The sequence below is a fragment of the Streptomyces sp. NPDC059850 genome (assembly GCF_042731515.1).
GTDB lineage: Bacteria > Actinomycetota > Actinomycetes > Streptomycetales > Streptomycetaceae > Streptomyces.
In genome coordinates this window covers 86,938-104,406 of the sequence record NZ_JBHWJI010000018.1, presented here as the reverse complement: position 1 = coordinate 104,406, position 17,469 = coordinate 86,938, and the positions used below count along the sequence as shown (strand labels likewise).

Sequence of the window (17,469 nt, the reverse complement as noted above, 5' to 3'; positions counted from 1 at the left end):
CAGCGATGACCGCTGACCGTTACCACCGGGCTCTGGCGAGCCTGCGCGGGCTGTCCGTGGGCGATGCCCTCGGCTCCCAGTTCTTCGTCCCCGCCAACTATCCCTTCCTCAAGCGCCGGGAACTGCCGCCCGCCCCCTGGCAGTGGACCGACGACACCGAGATGGGCTGCTCCGTGCTGGCCGTCCTGGCCGGGCACGACCGGATCGACCAGGACGCTCTCGCCCGGTCGTTCGCCGTGCGCCACGACTTCGACCGGGGGTACGGCCCCGCCGTGAACCGGATGCTCCGGCTGGTCAGGGAGGGCGGCGACTGGCGCGATCTGGCCGCCGGACTGTTCCAGGGGCAGGGCTCATGGGGTAACGGCGCCGCCATGCGGATCGCTCCGCTGGGCGCCTGGTACGCGGGCGACGTGGAGCAGGCGACGCATCAGGCGGAGATCTCCGCGTACACCACGCACCAGCACCGGGAGGCCGTGGCCGGGGCGATGGCGGTGGCCGCCGCGGCAGCCGTGGTGGCCGATCCGGCGGGCCACGGCGGGCCGGAGGCCCTGCTGGACCGGGTGGTCGGGGCCGTCCCGCGCAGCGCCGTCCAGGCGGGGCTGCGGCGCGCCCGCGACATGCTGGACTACGCGGACGCGGGTACCGTCGCCGCGGTGCTGGGGTGCGGCCGCCGCACCAGCGCCCATGACACCGTGCCCTTCGCGCTCTGGGCCGCGGCCCGGCACCTGGACTCCTTCGAGGACACGTTCTGGACCACCGCGCAGGCTGGTGGGGATGTGGACACCACCTGCGCGATCGCCGGCGGAGTGGTCGCGTCCGGTTCCCGTGGGGCACCGCCTCGCGCATGGCAGGAGCACACGGAGCCGCTCCCGGCCTGGATCCCGGCCTGGATCCCGTCCGCGGACTGACGAACGGGACCTGCGTCGTCCCAGATCACGGCGGTGTTCGCGGCGACGCCGAACCGCCCCCGCGCCGCGCCGCGTTGGCTACGGAGGGCCGGCGGAGCCGTCCGCGGCCGGGCCCGTTCCGGCGGCCCGGGGGCGTAGCGCTTGATCCGGGTACACGGCGCCCGGGTGAGCGGCGTAATGTTGTCCTCGCCATGGCCTACCAACCGCCCACCCACAGTGTCGAGCGCTCGCTCCGCGCCACGACAGGAGCCAAGATCGTCGTCGGTGTCGACGAGGTCGGGCGAGGGGCTTGGGCGGGCCCGGTGACGGTCTGCGCGGCGGTCACCGGTCTGCGGCGCCCGCCGACCGGGCTCACGGACTCCAAGCTGCTGAGCCCCAAGAGGCGCACGGAGCTGGCGCGCGAATTGGAGTCGTGGGTCACCGCGCACGCCCTGGGTCACTCCTCACCCGAGGAGATCGACGATCTGGGGATGACGGCCGCCCTCCGGCTCGCCGCGACCCGGGCTCTCGACGGGCTGCCCGTCCGTCCGGACGCGGTGATCCTCGATGGCAAGCACGACTACCTCGGCGCTCCGTGGAGGGTCCGCACGGTCATCAAGGGCGATCAGTCCTGTGTGGCCGTCGCTGCCGCCTCCGTGATCGCCAAGGTGCGGCGGGACGCGTTGATGGCCGAACTGGGAGACGCGCACGCGGACTTCCGGTTCGGGGACAACGCCGGATATCCGTCGCCCGTGCACCGCGCCGCCCTGCGGGAACAGGGGCCCACGCCCCACCACCGGCTGTCCTGGGCCTACCTGGACGGGCTGCCCCGCTGGCGGCATCTCAAGCGCGTGCGCACGACACCTGGACCGGTCGAGCTGGAGGTCGGCGGCCAACTCGGCTTCGACTTCTGAGCAGACCGACCGGTCCAAACCACCACCCGCTGGTGCGACTCGCACCGACGTTTGATAGACATCAGCCCATGCCTCTCATCCCCGAGGAGCCTCAGATTCACGAGAGTGTCCCGGGTCCTCGCGCGACACCGGCCGCAGGCCGCACCGCGCCGACCCCTCGTCCTGTCCCTGGTCCCGGCCCCCGGCCCGCCCCGCGGCGACCCGGCAGCCCCGGCCCGAACCGTGGTCCCGCCGGGACCTCGTCGGCACCGTCGCAGCGCACCACGAGCGACGCGGCGAAGCCCGCGCCGACCGCACCGGCGGCCTCGGCTGCCACGACCGCTCCCGCTTCGACGGCCGCGCCCCAGATCCAGCTGATCCCCGCCCCGGTGGACGGCGCCCTGGACGCGGCGGACGAGGCGGTCGACCTGCTGCTGGATTCCGGCCGGGCGCCAGGCGACATCCTGGTGCTGACCACCGGGGGCCAGCATCCGTGGGCGGCACACGAGTTGTCCTTCGGCGAGGCGTCCTACTGGGCGCAGCACGACGCCGGTGACGACGTCTTCTACGCCGCCGCGGAGGCCGACCGTCCCAAGGGCCGTTCGGTCGTGGTCGTCGCGGTCAACGGCGGGTCGGATGATGCCGTGGCCGGCGCACTGCCCCAGGCGATGAGCCGTGCCTCGGCGCTGCTGATCGTCTGCGGTGACCCGCAGCGCATCAACACCCTCATGACCGCGGGCGTCTGATTCCGCACTTCCCGTACGCCCGGTGCCCGGCAGCCCCTGACGCTCGTCAAGGAGCTGTCCGGCGTCCGGACGGCCGGCGGTCACACGGCCGCTGAGCGGCGCAGCACCTCGTGTGCCCTGTCCAGGGGCCGCGGCAGGGGCGCCGCGTCGCCCTCGGGCGCGGGAGCGATCTCCAGTGCGGTCCGGAGCGAAGCGGAGTGCGGCCGACGGCCGCCCCGCCCCTCTCCCAGGACCTGCCAGCCTTCCCGGGTCAGCGTGATGTACGCACCACAGCGCAACCCGTGCAGGGTGCAGGCATCCCGCAGCCCCCACATCCAGGCGCCGTCCTCCTCCGTCCACCGGCTCTCACCCTCGCGGCAGTAGAGCAGCACGGCGGTGCGGACCGGTGAGCGGCGCCGCAGATCGTGCGGGATCACCCGGCGCAGCCGCGCCAGGAGCGCGTTGCGGAACTCCCATCCGTCGGGTGCGGCGGAGCCGTGCTGGCTGAACGAGGCGCTTGCCGTGAGGCGTTCCTCCGGATCGAGGACCGCGACGACGGCTGTCGAGGGAGTCGGCAGATGGCGGCTGTGCAGCCCGAGAACGACCTCACGCGGATTGCGCAGCAGCGGAATGCCCGCGGCGGCCCATTCGGCGGGTTCGAGCATCCGGCCCAGCCGGACAGCGGGATCGGCGGACGGCGGCGGAGCGAAGCCGAAGGTCACAGTCCTCCCTTCGTCTGCGCGCCCATGGTCCGTGCGAGGGTCGGGCGCGGGCGCACACCACGACACGGCCCCGTCAGGACCAAGAGAGGACCGGCGCGGGGAGCTTCTGACAATTCTTGCGGGAAGCGCTCGCGTGCGGCAATGAGCAGGTGCCACACCCGGCCGGTTTGCGGCGATGTGCCTCCTAAATTCCTCACCCCCTCCCGGACACCGCCGTGACTCAGCCCTGCACGGCGAGGACCAGCGGAAACACCGCGGCCGCACCGGCCCGCCGGAGCAGCCGGGCCGCGACGGCCAGCGTCCAGCCGGTGTCTGCCAGGTCATCGACGAGCAGTACCGGGCCACCGGCCTCGGCAAGGGCCTCCGCCAGTGCGGGCGGCACGGTCAGCGCCCCGTGCAGCGCCCGCAGCCGCTGTGCGCTGTTGGTGCGCGGCACGCGGGTATCCGCCTCGGTGTCGTGGTACGAGACGGTGCCCAGCAGGGGCATCCGGCCGGTGGCGGCGATCCGCTCGGCGAGGCTCTGGATGAGCTGGGGCCGGGTGTGCGAGGCGACCGCGACCACACCCACCGGACGGGCCGGTGCGTCCGGGGCGCCCGATGCCCATCCGCCGGGGCCCTTGGCCCAGTCCGCGAGGACGGTCACCACCGCGCTCGCCACATCGTCGGGAACCTGGGTGTCCGGAGCCTGCGGTGCGAGCAGCGGTCGCAGCCGGTTTCCCCAGCCGATGTCGGAGAGGCGGCCGAGTCCCCGGCCGGTCGCGGCCTGCTCGCCCGCCGGAATGCGCCCCTTGAGGTCGACGCCGACCGCGGGCAGCCCGGTCGGCCACATGCGGCGCGGCTCCACCTCCACACCGGGCCGTCCCAGCTCACCGCGCGCCGCGTCGAGGGAGGCGTCGGACACCTCGGTGGTGAACCTGGCCCCCGCGCAGTTGTCACAGCGACCGCAGGGCGCCGCCTTCTCGTCGTCCAGCTGCTGCCGCAGGAACTCCATCCTGCATGCGGCCGTCGAGGCGTAGTCGCGCATCGCCTGCTGCTCCGCCTCGCGCTGGCGCGCCACCCACGCGTACCGCTCGGCGTCGTAGGTCCAGGGCCGGCCGGTGGCCGTCCAGCCGCCGCGCACCCGCCGCACCGCCCCGTCCACGTCGAGCACCTTGAGCATCGTTTCCAGACGCGACCGCCGCAGCTCGACCTGCGGCTCCAGGGCGGGCAGGGACACGGGCCGGTCCGCCGCCGCCAGGACGTCGAGTGTGCGGCGCACCTGCTCCTCGGGCGGGAAGGCGAGCGAGGCGAAATAGCGCCAGATCGCCTCGTCCTCGCGGCCCGGCAGCAGCAGCACCTCGGCGTGCTCCACACCGCGCCCGGCGCGGCCGACCTGCTGGTAGTAGGCGATGGGGGAGGAGGGCGAACCGAGGTGCACCACGAAGCCGAGATCCGGCTTGTCGAAGCCCATGCCCAGCGCCGAGGTGGCGACCAGCGCCTTCACCCGGTTCGCCAGGAGGTCCTCCTCGGCCTGCTGGCGGTCCGCGTTTTCCGTCTTGCCGGTGTAGGAGGCGACGGTGTGGCCGCGCTGCCGCAGAAAAGCGGTCACTTCCTCGGCCGCGGCGACGGTGAGGGTGTAGACGATCCCGGAGCCCGGCAGCTCGTGGAGGTGGTCGGCGAGCCAGGCGAGCCGGTGCGCGGCGTCCGGCAGAGGCAGCACGCCCAGGCTCAGGCTCTCCCGGTCCAGCGGCCCGCGCAGCACCAGCGCCCGCGCGCTCCCCTCGTCGTCGCCCGGCTTCTCGCGGCCGCCCGTGCCCAGCTGCTCGGCCACATCCGCGGTCACCCGGGCGTTGGCCGTCGCCGTCGTGGCCAGCACGGGCACGCCCCGGGGGAGGTCGGCCAGCATGGTGCGCAGCCTGCGGTAGTCGGGACGGAAGTCATGGCCCCAGTCGGAGATGCAGTGTGCCTCGTCGACGACCAGCAGCCCGGTGGCGGCGGCGAGTCGGGGCAGCACCTGATCGCGGAAATCGGGGTTGTTGAGCCGCTCGGGGCTCACCAGCAGCACATCCACCTCACCCGCGGCCACCTCCGCCTGGATGGTGTCCCACTCCTCGGCGTTCGCGGAGTTGATGGTGCGGGCGCGGATACCGGCGCGCGCCGCGGCCTCGACCTGGTTGCGCATCAGCGCCAGCAGCGGGGAGACGATCACGGTCGGGCCGCTGCCGCGCTCGCGCAGCAGCGCGGTGGCGACGAAATACACTGCGGACTTGCCCCAGCCGGTGCGCTGCACGACCAGCGCCCGGCGGCGGTCGGCGACCAGCGCCTCGATGGCCCGCCATTGATCCTCCCGCAGCCGCGCGGAGCCGGTGGTGTCCCCGACGAGGCGGGCCAGGACGCGGTCGGCCGAGATACGCAGATCTTCGTCGCTCATGCCCCCATGCAACCCGATCCCACCGACAACGCGCGAACGGGGCCCGCGGCCTGTGGATAACGTTATCCACAGGGCTGGCGGAGCCGACGGGGCTGAGGGACCGTCTGGTCATGACTCGAGACAACGACACGGCCGGCCTGTCCGGCCAGGAGCAGGTCACCCTCCGCAGCCCCGCCGAGCTGGCCGACGCCCTGCCCTATGTGCTGGGCTTCCACCCCGACGACAGCGTCGTGATGATCGCGTTGCACGGACCGCGCGGCCGGTTCGGCGGCAGACTCCGGCTCGGCATCCCCGGCGTCCGCGAGGAGTGGCCCGAGGTGTGCGATCAGCTCGCCGAGTGCCTGATCGGGGGCAGCGAGCGGCGCGGCGACCGGCCCGATGGGATCGTGCTGTTCCTGTGCCAGGAGCCTGCCGAGGGCGAGTCCGGGCGGGATGTGATGGAGCGGCTGCGGCCTCTCGCCCAGCGCCTGCGCACCGCGTGCGGCGGCTTCGAGGTGCCGGTCTTCGAGGCGCTGTGCATTTCCGGCGGCCGGTTCTGGTCGTATGTCTGTCCCGACCGGCGCTGTTGTCCGCCGGAGGGGGTGCCGCTCGCCCTGCCGGGCACTTCGGTGATGGCCGCGGCGGCGACCTTCGCGGGGGTGCGGGTGCGCGGTTCGCTGCGCGAGATGGAGGCCCGGCTCGCGCCGTTCTCCGGGGCCCGCGCCGACGGGCAGGAGCGGGCTCTGGACACGGCGGGGGGCCGGCTCGTACCGAGGATTCTGGGAGGTGTGGACGGTCCCGCCGTGCGGGAGGAGACCTTAGGTCTCGCGCGCCGGATGCTGGAGCGCCTGCGGGGCGCGCCGCCGATCGCCGATCCGGGCGCGGCCGATGTCCGCGACGACGGCCTGCTGGATGTGGAGGAAGCCGCCTCGGTGATCATCGGGCTGCAGGACCGGGTGGCGCGTGACCGGGCCGCCCAGTGGATGGAGGGACCGGACGCCGAGGCGGCGCTGCGGCTGTGGCGCGCCCTGGCCCGCCGCTGTGTCGGCTCGTACGGAGAGCACGCCGCGGCCCCGCTCACCCTCGCGGGCTGGGTCGCCTGGTCGTCCGGTGACGAGCCCTCGGCCCGGGTCGCGCTCGGCCGGGCGCTGCGCGTCGATCCGCACTACCTCTTCGCCAAGCTGCTCCATCAGGCGTGCAACGAGGGGCTCGATCCCGAGCTGTTGCGCCAGTGTCTGCGCCGGGACGGTGCGGACCACGCGGTGCACGCCGCCGTGCACGAGGAGCTGCGGCGGCTCGACGGCAGGGCGGCCGAGACGGCCCCAGAGACTGCGGGAGCCGAGGCGGAGGCGGACGGCACAGGGGTTCCGGAGCGGACCGGGCGGCGATGGCCCGGTCGCACCACCGGACCCGGCGGCCCGACCGGACCGGGCGCGTCCGGTGCCAGGCGCAGGCCGGAGGGCAGGGCGCGGACCCGGCGCAGGACGGGCGGGCGCGGCACGCGCAGCCGCCGCTGACCAGGGCGGCGCCGGACGGACCGTCAGGAACGCCTCGCATGTGATCGCCCCATACGGAAGGAGGTGCGAGGGCCGCACGGGAAAACGCCTGGGAGAGCGGTTTCGGGAACATTGCCGATCATGCTCAACGGCCTGATTATCGTCAGGCAGACGACTATGATCGACTCATGCCCTACGACCCATCGGCCTTCCCGGCTTTCGCCGTCACCGTGGATCTGGTCGTGCTCACCGTGCGGCGGCACGCGCTCTGTGCGTTGGCCGTCCGTCGCGGCGAGCCGCCCTTCAAGGGGCGATGGGCGCTGCCCGGCGGTTTCGTACGTGCCGACGAGGACCTGACCGCCGCCGCGGCCCGGGAGCTGGCCGAGGAGACCGGGCTGCTCGCCCATGACCCGGCGCTCCCGGTTCCACCGAACGCGGCCCACCTCGAACAGCTCGCCACCTACGGCGACCCGAAGCGGGATCCCAGGATGCGGGTGGTCAGCGTCGCGCATCTGGCGCTGGCTCCCGACCTGCCCGCACCCCGGCCCGGGGGAGACGCCCACAGCGTCCGCTGGGCCCCGGTCGAGTCGCTCCTCGACCAGGAAGGGGCCTTCGGCCGGGACGCGGACCTGGCCGCCCCGCTCGCCTTCGACCACGCCCGCATCCTGGCGGACGGCGTCGAGCGCGCCCGCTCCAAGATCGAGTACTCCTCGCTGGCCACGGCCTTCTGCCCCCAGGAGTTCACGGTCGGCGAGCTGCGCCGGGTGTACGAGGCGGTGTGGGGCGTGGCCCTGGACCCGCGGAACTTCCACCGCAAGGTCACCGGAACCCCGGGGTTCCTGGTGCCCACCGGGGGCACGACGACCCGTCAGGGCGGGCGGCCCGCTCAGCTGTTCCGGGCCGGGGGCGCCACGCTGCTCAATCCGCCCATGCTGCGTCCCGAGGTGTGACGGCCTGTGACACGACGACTCGTCAGGGGGTGTATGTGCCGACGAAATAGGACATAGCGGGTTACCGTGCTCCGGTACGTCACCAGTCCCCACGTGCCACCGAGCGGTTCCATGCCCCGCGGGAGAAGCCATGATCCAGGCCACCGGACTGACCAGCGCCCGCCGCCGCAACCACGCGCCCGCCATCGACGACCTCACGTTCGAGGCCCCGCCGGGCCGTGTCACCGCCCTGCTCGGCGGCCCGGGCGCCGGAAAGACCAGCACCTTGCGGCTGCTGCTGCAGCTCGACCGGGGTCACGGCTCCGTGTTCTTCCGGGGTCGCCCCCTGCACCGCATCCGGCGCCCGGCCCGTGAGATCGGCGTCCTCCTCGACGATGTCCCGGGCCATCCGGGACGCACCGTGCGCGGTCATCTGAGAATGCTCGGAGCCGCGGCCGGGGTGCCCGCCGCCCGCGCCGATGTCGTCCTCGACGTCGTCGGCCTCACCGACCTGGCGGACGAGCGCCTCGGCGACCTGGCCCTCGGGATGGAGCGTCGCCTCGCCATCGCCACCGCGCTGCTCGGAGATCCGCACACCCTGATGCTGGACGAACCGGGCCGGGGTCTGTCGGCCCGTGAGACCGACTGGCTCAACGGACTGCTGCGCGGATTCGCCGAACAGGGCGGGGCCGTGCTGATCACCGCCGAGGACGCCGAAGGGGTCACCCGGGTCGCGGACCGCGTCCTCACCCTGGAAGCGGGTCGGCTGGTGGCCGATCAGCCGGTCGACGAGTTCGCCCGTACCCGGCTGCGTCCCCGCATCGTCGTCCGCTCACCGCTCGCCGGGCGGCTGGCCGCCGTCCTGGAGGACGAGGCGCACGCCCTCCGGGAGGCGGCGGAGGCCGAGCGGCGGGCGGAGCGTGCGGCGGCGGCCGAAGCGGCGGCTCACGCCGAGGCGGAAGAGGCCGCGGCGGAGGGGGAGGGCAAGGCCGGGATCAAGGTCAAGGCCAAGGTGAAGGCCAGGATCGGCGGCCTGGGCCGGGCCAAGGACACGGGGAAGGCCGAGGGCGACGCCGTGCCCACGGGGGTGAGCGTTCCCGAGGCGGATGCCGAGCCCGTCACGGGCCCCGTCCCCGTACCTGTCCCCGCCACGGTCCCTGTTCCGGCGCCCGCCGCCGCGGCCCCCACGAGTGCCGTGGTGGCCGACCCGGAGCCCGAGGCCGAGGAGGAGCCGGTCGCCGACCCGTTCTCCGTGGTGCGGGACGACGAAACCCGCATCTCCGTCTACGGCCTCCCCGGCGCCTCCGTCGGCGAGGCCGCCTACCGCCACGGCATCGTGGTGCACCGGCTGGTCGAGGAGACCGCCGACCTGGGGCCCGCGACCCCCGCGGGAGTCCGCGCCCGCGACCCCGAGGCCACGGCGCCCCGGGTGCTCCACAGGCTCCGGCTCCCCGGCCCCGCCTGGCCGATGCGCTACGAACTGCGCCGCGCCACCGGAGTGCGGAGCGGCTGGCTGATCGGTGCCGTGGCGCTCGCCATCTCGCTCCTCGCCTCGGTTCTCCTCGCCCGTGAGGGCGGCGCCGGGGAGCTGCACCGGCTCACCGGCTGGCCCGCCGACCTCCCGCTGCCGCCCATCGCGATCGCCGCCGGGCTGCTGGGCGCCCTCGCCTTCGGCGATGAGTTCCGCTATCCGGCGCTGGCCCCCGCCCGGGACGCCGTACCGCACCAGATCGGTCTGCTGGCGGCCAAGTTCGTCGTCTGCGCGGTCGGTGCCACGCTGCTGTCGCTCGGCGCCATCGTCCTCGACAGCGCGGCGCTGCTGCTGCTCGTCGGCGGGGACGCGGTGCCGCTTCCGAGCGACTGGCCGGTGCTGATGGCGAGCGTTTTCGGCCTCACCATCGGCTGCTCGTGGGCCGGACTGCTCGCCGCGGGCGTCTTCCGGTCCACCGCGCTCGGGCTGGCCACGCTCCTCGCGGTGCCGATCCTGGCGGTTCCCGTGGTCCGGCGCGCGATGGAGGAGCCTTCGCTGCACGCGCTCGTCGCGCTGCCGCACCGGCTGCGCGCCGTGGCGCTGGACCGTCCGCCGTCCGTGCTCAACCGGGGAGTGGCGGCCGTGCTGCGGCTCGCGGGCCAGCCCGTGGGGCAGGCCCTGATGCTGTCGGTCGCGGTGCTGCTGTTCGCCTACGCCCTCACCGGGCTGCGCGGCAGAAGAGCCCGCCCGTAGGCGGCCCCGGAAGTGGTTGTGCGGATGCGGCTCATGAAGTGGTCGCGACTTCGGTGAAGGGTGCTGCTTTCTGTCCGAATCAGCGTCAATTGTGAGGTAATGGGCGATCACCCTTTCGTGTGCTTTTCACCAAAGACCTCAAGGGCCTCCGGAGCGTCGCCGACAAAGGATGCGTGAGTACCCTTGCGCACACCACCATGACCGCGGCTCGCCCCGCCGACTCCGGCCTCGCCGGCTCGGGCGAGCTTGACCGCTACTCCTACGCCGACGCCCCCGGCGCCGACCGCGGCAGCGCCCCCTCCTGGGACGGCGCGGACGCGGAGATCGGCCGGGTGGGCCGTCGCACGGCCGGCAACCGGGGCCGCGGGCTGCACGGCCAACTCGTCCAGCAGCTCGGCCAGATGATCGTCTCCGGCGACCTGGGCGCGGACCGCCCGCTGGTCCCGGAGGAGATCGGCCAGCGCTTCGAGGTCTCCCGCACCGTCGTCCGGGAATCGCTGCGCGTCCTCGAGGCCAAGGGCCTCGTCAGCGCCCGCCCCAACGTCGGCACCCGGGTCCGCCCGGTCAGCGACTGGAACCTGCTGGATCCGGACATCATCGAGTGGCGCGCCTTCGGGCCACAGCGCGACGACCAGCGCCGCGAGCTGTGCGAGCTGCGCTGGACGATCGAGCCGCTCGCGGCTCGCCTCGCCGCGGGGCACGGCCGTGAGGACGTGCAGCAGCGGCTGGCCGACATGGCCGAGATCATGGGGCACTCGCTGACCCAGGGCGACACCCTCACCTTCTCCCGCGCCGACGCCGAGTTCCACGCCCTGCTGCTCCAGGTCGGGGGCAACCGGATGCTGGAGCACCTGGCGGGCATCGTCGCCGCCGCCCTCCACGTCTCCGGCTCCCAGGCCAGCGGCTGTGACCGGCTCACCGAGGCGAGCGTCGGCCACCACCGCCGGATCGTCGAGGCGGTCGGGTCGGGCGACGCCGCGGCGGCCGAAGGGGCGATGCGCCAGCTTCTGACCGTCCACCCGGACCTCGATCACGCCGAGGTCGGGGTGCCCGCGCCGCGCGAGCACTGACCCGGCCCGGCCTGTCGGCGTACGGAGCGGCGTCGCCGGATCCCGGCCGCGGGTTCGGCGGCGCGGCGCGGAAAGTGTGACAGCGCGGGACGTGGCATGAGACGCAGTTCGGGCGGACCGGGAGAGCCGCCCGGGGGGCAGTGGGTGATCGACTCGGAGTTATCTGTCCCGTTGGGTGGGTATTAAGACCGATATGTGGTGTGACTCGGGCCACGACGATTGGGCGTAACGCTCTTTGGGGCAGCGCGATGATTAAAGAGGTGGCAGCCGCGGAGGGAATACGGATGTCGGTCGCGACGCTGTACTTCTCCGCACTCCGCCCGCGCGCCGTCGGTTCATCCCTGCCGGCGGTCGTCGGCTCCGGTCCACAGCGGACGGGGCCGGAAGCCGTTTCCAACGTTCCGAGAGGTTGTTCGTGTCGGCCAGCACATCCCGTACGCTCCCGCCGGAGATCGCCGAATCCGAGTCTGTCATGGCGCTCATCGAGCGGGGAAAGGCTGAGGGGCAGATCGCCGGCGATGACGTGCGTCGGGCCTTCGAGGCTGACCAGATTCCGCCAACCCAGTGGAAGAACGTTCTGCGCAGCCTCAACCAGATCCTCGACGAGGAGGGTGTGACGCTGATGGTCAGTGCCGCAGAGGCGCCCAAGCGCACCCGCAAGAGCGTCGCAGCGAAGAGCCCGGCAAAGCGCACCGCCACCAAGACCGTCGCGGCCAAGACGGTCGCCGCCAAGAAGGCCCCCGCCGCTCCGGCCGCCCCCGCGACCGCCGCGGGCGGCCCGGCCGAGGATGCCTCGGCGGCTCCCGCGAAGAAGGCCGCCGCCAAGAAGACCACCGCCAAGAAGGCGGCGGTGAAGAAGACGGCCGCGGCCAAGAAGACGGTCGCGAAGAAGACGACCACCAAGAAGGACGTCACCGACGAGATCCTCGAGGCCGAGGACGTCATCGAGGAGGTGCCGGCGCCGGGCAAGCCGACCCCCGAGGGTGCCGAGCCCGAGCCGGAGAACGCGGGCTTCGTGCTCTCCGACGAGGACGAGGACGACGCCCCGGCGCAGCAGGTCGCCGCAGCCGGTGCCACGGCCGACCCGGTCAAGGACTACCTGAAGCAGATCGGTAAGGTCCCGCTGCTCAACGCCGAGCAGGAGGTCGAGCTGGCGAAGCGGATCGAGGCCGGTCTGTTCGCCGAGGACAAGCTCGCCAACTCCGACAAGCTCGCCCCCAAGCTCAAGCGCGAGCTGGAGATCATCGCCGAGGACGGCCGCCGCGCCAAGAACCACCTCCTGGAGGCCAACCTCCGTCTGGTGGTCTCCCTGGCCAAGCGCTACACCGGCCGCGGCATGCTCTTCCTGGACCTGATCCAGGAGGGCAACCTGGGTCTGATCCGCGCCGTCGAGAAGTTCGACTACACCAAGGGCTACAAGTTCTCGACGTACGCCACCTGGTGGATCCGCCAGGCGATCACGCGCGCCATGGCCGACCAGGCCCGCACCATCCGTATCCCGGTGCACATGGTCGAGGTCATCAACAAGCTCGCGCGGGTGCAGCGTCAGATGCTCCAGGACCTGGGCCGTGAGCCCACCCCGGAGGAGCTGGCCAAGGAGCTGGACATGACCCCTGAAAAGGTCATCGAGGTCCAGAAGTACGGCCGTGAGCCGATCTCTCTGCACACCCCGCTGGGTGAGGACGGCGACAGCGAATTCGGTGACCTCATCGAGGACTCCGAGGCCGTCGTCCCGGCCGACGCCGTGAGCTTCACGCTGCTCCAGGAGCAGCTGCACTCGGTGCTCGACACGCTCAGCGAGCGCGAGGCGGGCGTAGTGTCCATGCGCTTCGGCCTCACCGACGGTCAGCCGAAGACGCTCGACGAGATCGGCAAGGTCTATGGCGTGACGCGTGAGCGCATCCGCCAGATCGAGTCCAAGACCATGTCGAAGCTGCGCCACCCGTCCCGCTCCCAGGTCCTCCGGGACTACCTGGACTAAGACGGGCCACCACCGCAGCGCACAGCGCCACACGAAGGCCGGGTCTCTCTTCGGAGGGCCCGGCCTTCGCGCTGCCCGAGGGCTGGCCTTGGAGTGAACCACCCGGTTGGCCGAGGACCGGCCACCCCGGTTGGACCACCCCAGGATGCGGACCGCGCCGGGCGGGGTGACGCTGGGTGGGCGACTCGCCCCGTACGGTCAGGAGGCTGCATGCGTAGGTCGCTGCCCTCGTTCTCCACCCGCTCCGCCATGCTGCTCGCCGCCGCGCTCGCGCTGCTGCTCGTCGCGCCCGCCCCGGCGACGGCCGACCGTGCCGTGGTGGGCGGACACCGGGTCCGTACGGCCGAGGCGCCCTGGGCGATCGCGCTGGCCAGCCGTGAGCTGTTCGGAGCGAAGCGCTCGGGGCAGTTCTGCGGGGGTGTGGCGGTGGCCCCCACGAAGGTCATCACGGCGGCGCACTGCCTGAGCCGGACGGTACTGGGCAAGAAGTGGCAGGAGGTACGGGACCTTCGGGTGATCGTCGGCCGTAACGATCTGCAGGGGGCCCGCGGGGTGGAGATGGCACCGGCGAAGGTGTGGGTCAATCCGGCCTACCAGGCCGACGACCGGGCCGGTGATCTCGCGGTGCTCACCCTGGGGCGGCCGCTGCCGCCCGCCTACGTCATCCCGATGGCGCGGGCCGGGGATCCGGGGTACCGGGTCGGGGGCCATGCGCTGGTGTACGGCTGGGGCGACACGGACGGTGACGGCAGCTACGCGCTGACGCTGCGGGCCACCGAGGTGCGCATCCTGGCCGACTCGACGTGCCGGAGCGCCTATCCCGGCAACGCGGAGGGTGATTACCAGTCGGCTTCGATGGTCTGTGCCGGGGTTCCGGGGGGTGGCCGGGACGCCTGCCAGGGGGACAGCGGGGGTCCGCTGGTCGCCGGGGGGCGGCTGGTGGGCCTGGTGTCCTGGGGGAGCGGCTGTGCGGTGGCCGGGCGGCCGGGCGTCTACACACGGATCTCGGCGGTGGTGTCGCTGGTGGCCGCGCATGCCTGAGACGGCCGGATGGACGGGCGCCTCAGACCCGGCCGGAGGCCTTCGAGGAGGCCCGCCGGGAGGTCCGGGAGGGTCTCCGGGGCGGGAAGGGGAAGGTGGGCCGCGACACGAGCGCGGGCGGCCCTCCCCTGGCTGGGGCGGGCCGCCCGACATCCGGCCCTTGGCCGGCTTCGCTCGTCGTCGTGGCGCGAGGCGTCAGCGTTCGTCGTCCGACGCAGACGCCGGAGCAGCGGTCAGCCGCTCGGTCTCGTCCTGTATTTCCGCGGCGATCTTCTTGAGTTCCGGCTCGAACTTGCGTCCGTGGTGGGCGCAGAAGAGCAGTTCACCGCCGCTCATCAGGACGACGCGCAGGTATGCCTGGGCGCCGCAGCGGTCGCAGCGGTCAGCGGCCGTCAGCGGGCTCGCGGGGGTCAGAACAGTAGTCACGTCGCCTCTTCTCTAGCTCGACGAGCTGTCGTACCAGGGTCAACATCCAACCAGCCCGATATCGTTCCCGCTCGTGGCTTTTTCTCAAAAATTGCTTCTGAGTGGGCCGGATGGTGACGGTTGGCGGCGAATGAGCCGTATTGCGTTGGTTTACGGATTCACGTCGCTTGTCGGGTTTTGTCCTCCCGGCCGGGTTGCCGGTTGTTCATGAGGACGTGCCCGGAGCCTAAATGGTTCATGCCTCCAAGGGAACGTGATGTGTGCTTCACGCCAAACGGGCTATCGAACGTACGAGCGAAACGGGCGTTCTCTGGACTAGGATGGTCGTTTCACGGGTGGCGGCACGAAGGCTCTATCAGGCCTCGGTACGCTCTGACGGGCGACCCGTGCCACCATCGTGCCCATAGTCGGGCCAACAGAAATTCAGCGAGGAGCGAACCGCGTGACCGCCGACACGTCCGTGCCGTCCACTGCGCTGCTCACCGGAGCAGACCGGGGCGGATCCAACTACACCGCGCGGCACCTTCTCGTCCTCGAGGGGCTCGAGGCGGTGCGCAAGCGCCCCGGTATGTACATCGGATCGACCGACAGCCGCGGTCTCATGCACTGCCTCTGGGAGATCATCGACAACTCGGTGGACGAGGCCTTGGGCGGCTATTGTGACCGCATCGAGGTGAACCTGCACGACGACGGCTCCGTCGAGGTGCGGGACAACGGCCGGGGCATCCCGGTCGACGTCGAGCCCAAGACCGGGCTGTCCGGCGTCGAGGTCGTGATGACCAAGCTGCACGCCGGTGGCAAGTTCGGCGGAGGCTCGTACGCGGCCTCCGGCGGTCTGCACGGCGTCGGCGCCTCCGTGGTGAACGCGCTGTCCAGCCGTCTCGACGTCGAGGTGGACCGGGACGGCAAGACCCATTCGATCAGCTTCCGGCGCGGCGTCCCCGGGATCTTCACCGAATCCGGAACGGACGCCCCCTTCGACCCCTCCGGCGGTCTCCTCAAGGGGAAGCGGGTTCCCAAGAACCGCACCGGCACCCGCATCCGCTACTGGTCGGACCGGCAGATCTTCCTCAAGGACGCCAAGCTCTCCCTGGAGAACCTGCACGCCCGCGCCCGTCAGACCGCCTTCCTGGTGCCCGGCCTGACGCTGGTCGTGCGGGACGAGCGGTCTCTCGACGGCCGGGACGGGCCCGTCGAGGAGACGTTCCGCTACGACGGCGGCATCAGCGAGTTCTGCGAGTACCTCGCCCAGGACAAGGCCGTCTGCGACGTGATGCGCCTGTCCGGGCAGGGCACCTTCAAGGAGACTGTGCCGGTCCTCGACGACCGCGGCCACATGACGCCGACCGAGGTCACCCGGGAGCTGGGCGTCGACATCGCGCTGCGCTGGGGCACCGGCTACGACGCCACCACCAAGTCCTTCGTGAACATCATCGCCACCCCCAAGGGCGGCACGCATGTCTCCGGCTTCGAGCGCTCGGTCACCAAGACCGTGAACGAGGTGCTGCGCTCCGCCAAGCTGCTGCGCGTCGCGGAGGACGACGTCGTCAAGGACGACGTCATGGAGGGCCTGACCGCCGTCGTGACCGTGCGGCTCGCGGAGCCGCAGTTCGAGGGCCAGACCAAGGAGGTGCTGGGCACCTCGGCCGCCTCCCGGATCGTGGCCAACGTGGTGGCCAAGGAGCTGAAGGCGTTCCTGACCTCCGCCAAGCGGGACGCCAAGCAGCAGGCCCGCGCCGTCCTGGAGAAGGTCGTCGCCGCGGCCCGCACCAGGATCGCGGCCCGCCAGCACAAGGAGGCGCAGCGCCGCAAGACCGCGCTGGAGTCCTCCTCGCTGCCCGCGAAGCTGGCCGACTGCCGCAGCGACGACGTGGACCGCAGCGAGCTGTTCATCGTCGAGGGCGACTCGGCGCTCGGTACGGCCAAGCTCGCCCGGAACTCCGAGTTCCAGGCGCTGCTGCCGATCCGCGGCAAGATCCTCAACGTCCAGAAGTCGTCCGTCTCGGACATGCTGAAGAACGCCGAGTGCGGATCGATCATCCAGGTCATAGGAGCCGGTTCGGGCCGTACGTTCGACATCGACGCGGCCCGCTACGGCAAGGTGATCTTCCTCGCCGACGCCGATGTCGACGGCGCCCACATCCGCTGTCTGCTGCTCACCCTCTTCCAGCGCTACATGCGGCCGATGGTGGAGCAGGGGCGGGTCTTCTCGGCCGTGCCGCCGCTGCACCGGGTGGAGCTGGTCAACCCGAAGCGGGGCCAGGAGAAGTACATCTACACGTACTCCGACAACGAGCTGCGGGAGACGCTGCTGGACCTGGAGCGCCGCGGGGTCCGCTACAAGGACGGCATCCAGCGCTACAAGGGTCTCGGCGAGATGGACGCCGACCAGCTCGCGGAGACCACGATGGACCCGCGCCACCGCACCCTGCGGCGTATCAACATCAGCGACCTGGAGGCCGCCGAGCAGGCCTTCCACCTGCTGATGGGCAACGAGGTCGCGCCGCGCAAGGAGTTCATCACCAACTCGGCGGCGACCCTGGACCGGTCGCGCATCGACGTCTGAGTCGCGGAGCACCTGAGGCGGCCGTCCCTCCACCCCCCCCCGGGGGGGCCGCCTGCACACCCAAAAAAACACAACACCAAAAACGGGTGTTTTAAAAAAAAGTAAAAAAAAAAGGTGTTA

At 72.1% G+C, this 17,469-nt stretch carries 13 protein-coding genes; 10 read left to right on the top strand and 3 right to left on the bottom strand.

Going from position 1 to position 17,469, the window contains the following annotated elements; genetic code table 11:
• Nucleotides 1-5 precede the first annotated feature (5 nt).
• From ACFV9T_RS17455 to ACFV9T_RS17445, 3 genes are all read left to right on the top strand, one after another.
• Nucleotides 6-908, top strand: coding sequence for an ADP-ribosylglycohydrolase family protein (locus tag ACFV9T_RS17455; protein WP_385441056.1), 903 nt, complete (start codon nt 6-8; stop codon nt 906-908).
• Between the two features lie 191 nt (nt 909-1,099).
• On the top strand, nt 1,100-1,801 hold the full coding sequence (locus ACFV9T_RS17450) for a ribonuclease HII (protein ID WP_385441054.1): 702 nt from the start codon (nt 1,100-1,102) through the stop codon (nt 1,799-1,801).
• Between the two features lie 68 nt (nt 1,802-1,869).
• A complete protein-coding gene (locus tag ACFV9T_RS17445) occupies nt 1,870-2,526 on the top strand; it encodes a hypothetical protein (RefSeq protein WP_385441052.1) in 657 nt (218 codons plus the stop codon).
• Nucleotides 2,527-2,606: 80 nt separating this feature from the next.
• On the opposite strand, the gene ACFV9T_RS17440 is transcribed toward ACFV9T_RS17445, so the two are convergent.
• Both ACFV9T_RS17440 and ACFV9T_RS17435 read right to left on the bottom strand, forming a co-directional pair.
• The gene (locus ACFV9T_RS17440) at nt 2,607-3,227 is read right to left on the bottom strand and encodes a hypothetical protein (protein ID WP_385441050.1); all 621 of its coding nucleotides are present in this window, start codon (nt 3,225-3,227) and stop codon (nt 2,607-2,609) included.
• A gap of 220 nt (nt 3,228-3,447) precedes the next feature.
• On the bottom strand, nt 3,448-5,637 hold the full coding sequence (locus ACFV9T_RS17435; RefSeq protein ID WP_385441049.1) for a DEAD/DEAH box helicase: 2,190 nt from the start codon (nt 5,635-5,637) through the stop codon (nt 3,448-3,450).
• A gap of 110 nt (nt 5,638-5,747) precedes the next feature.
• Between ACFV9T_RS17435 and ACFV9T_RS17430 the strand changes: the two genes are divergently transcribed.
• The 6 genes from ACFV9T_RS17430 to ACFV9T_RS17405 all read left to right on the top strand — a co-directional run bounded on the left by ACFV9T_RS17430 (nt 5,748) and on the right by ACFV9T_RS17405 (nt 14,357).
• On the top strand, nt 5,748-7,133 hold the full coding sequence (locus tag ACFV9T_RS17430; protein ID WP_385441047.1) for a DUF4192 domain-containing protein: 1,386 nt from the start codon (nt 5,748-5,750) through the stop codon (nt 7,131-7,133).
• 167 nt (nt 7,134-7,300) lie between these two features.
• A complete protein-coding gene (locus tag ACFV9T_RS17425) occupies nt 7,301-8,062 on the top strand; it encodes an NUDIX domain-containing protein (protein ID WP_385441046.1) in 762 nt (253 codons plus the stop codon).
• A gap of 130 nt (nt 8,063-8,192) precedes the next feature.
• A complete protein-coding gene (locus tag ACFV9T_RS17420) occupies nt 8,193-10,265 on the top strand; it encodes an ATP-binding cassette domain-containing protein (RefSeq protein WP_385441044.1) in 2,073 nt (690 codons plus the stop codon).
• 119 nt (nt 10,266-10,384) lie between these two features.
• The gene (locus tag ACFV9T_RS17415) at nt 10,385-11,335 is read left to right on the top strand and encodes a FadR/GntR family transcriptional regulator (protein WP_385441043.1); all 951 of its coding nucleotides are present in this window, start codon (nt 10,385-10,387) and stop codon (nt 11,333-11,335) included.
• Nucleotides 11,336-11,744: 409 nt separating this feature from the next.
• A complete protein-coding gene (locus ACFV9T_RS17410; RefSeq protein WP_385441041.1) occupies nt 11,745-13,316 on the top strand; it encodes an RNA polymerase sigma factor in 1,572 nt (523 codons plus the stop codon).
• Between the two features lie 210 nt (nt 13,317-13,526).
• On the top strand, nt 13,527-14,357 hold the full coding sequence (locus ACFV9T_RS17405) for a S1 family peptidase (RefSeq protein ID WP_385441038.1): 831 nt from the start codon (nt 13,527-13,529) through the stop codon (nt 14,355-14,357).
• A 195-nt stretch (nt 14,358-14,552) separates the two neighbouring features.
• On the opposite strand, the gene ACFV9T_RS17400 is transcribed toward ACFV9T_RS17405, so the two are convergent.
• A complete protein-coding gene (locus ACFV9T_RS17400) occupies nt 14,553-14,783 on the bottom strand; it encodes a hypothetical protein (protein WP_123103422.1) in 231 nt (76 codons plus the stop codon).
• 442 nt (nt 14,784-15,225) lie between these two features.
• Between ACFV9T_RS17400 and ACFV9T_RS17395 the strand changes: the two genes are divergently transcribed.
• Nucleotides 15,226-17,349: a type IIA DNA topoisomerase subunit B gene (locus ACFV9T_RS17395; protein WP_385441037.1), complete on the top strand. Its 2,124-nt coding sequence runs from the start codon at nt 15,226-15,228 to the stop codon at nt 17,347-17,349.
• The last annotated feature ends 120 nt before the right edge of the window (nt 17,350-17,469 follow it).

Excerpts from the sequence above, each read along its gene's own strand:
- ACFV9T_RS17455 (WP_385441056.1), top strand. The coding sequence starts at position 6 with ATGACCGCTGACCGTTACCACCGGGCTCTGGCGAGCCTGCGCGGGCTG.
- ACFV9T_RS17450 (WP_385441054.1), top strand. The coding sequence starts at position 1,100 with ATGGCCTACCAACCGCCCACCCACAGTGTCGAGCGCTCGCTCCGCGCC.
- ACFV9T_RS17445 (WP_385441052.1), top strand. The coding sequence starts at position 1,870 with ATGCCTCTCATCCCCGAGGAGCCTCAGATTCACGAGAGTGTCCCGGGT.
- ACFV9T_RS17435 (WP_385441049.1), bottom strand. The coding sequence starts at position 5,637 with ATGAGCGACGAAGATCTGCGTATCTCGGCCGACCGCGTCCTGGCCCGC.
- ACFV9T_RS17430 (WP_385441047.1), top strand. The coding sequence starts at position 5,748 with ATGACTCGAGACAACGACACGGCCGGCCTGTCCGGCCAGGAGCAGGTC.
- ACFV9T_RS17425 (WP_385441046.1), top strand. The coding sequence starts at position 7,301 with ATGCCCTACGACCCATCGGCCTTCCCGGCTTTCGCCGTCACCGTGGAT.
- ACFV9T_RS17420 (WP_385441044.1), top strand. The coding sequence starts at position 8,193 with ATGATCCAGGCCACCGGACTGACCAGCGCCCGCCGCCGCAACCACGCG.
- ACFV9T_RS17405 (WP_385441038.1), top strand. The coding sequence starts at position 13,527 with ATGCGTAGGTCGCTGCCCTCGTTCTCCACCCGCTCCGCCATGCTGCTC.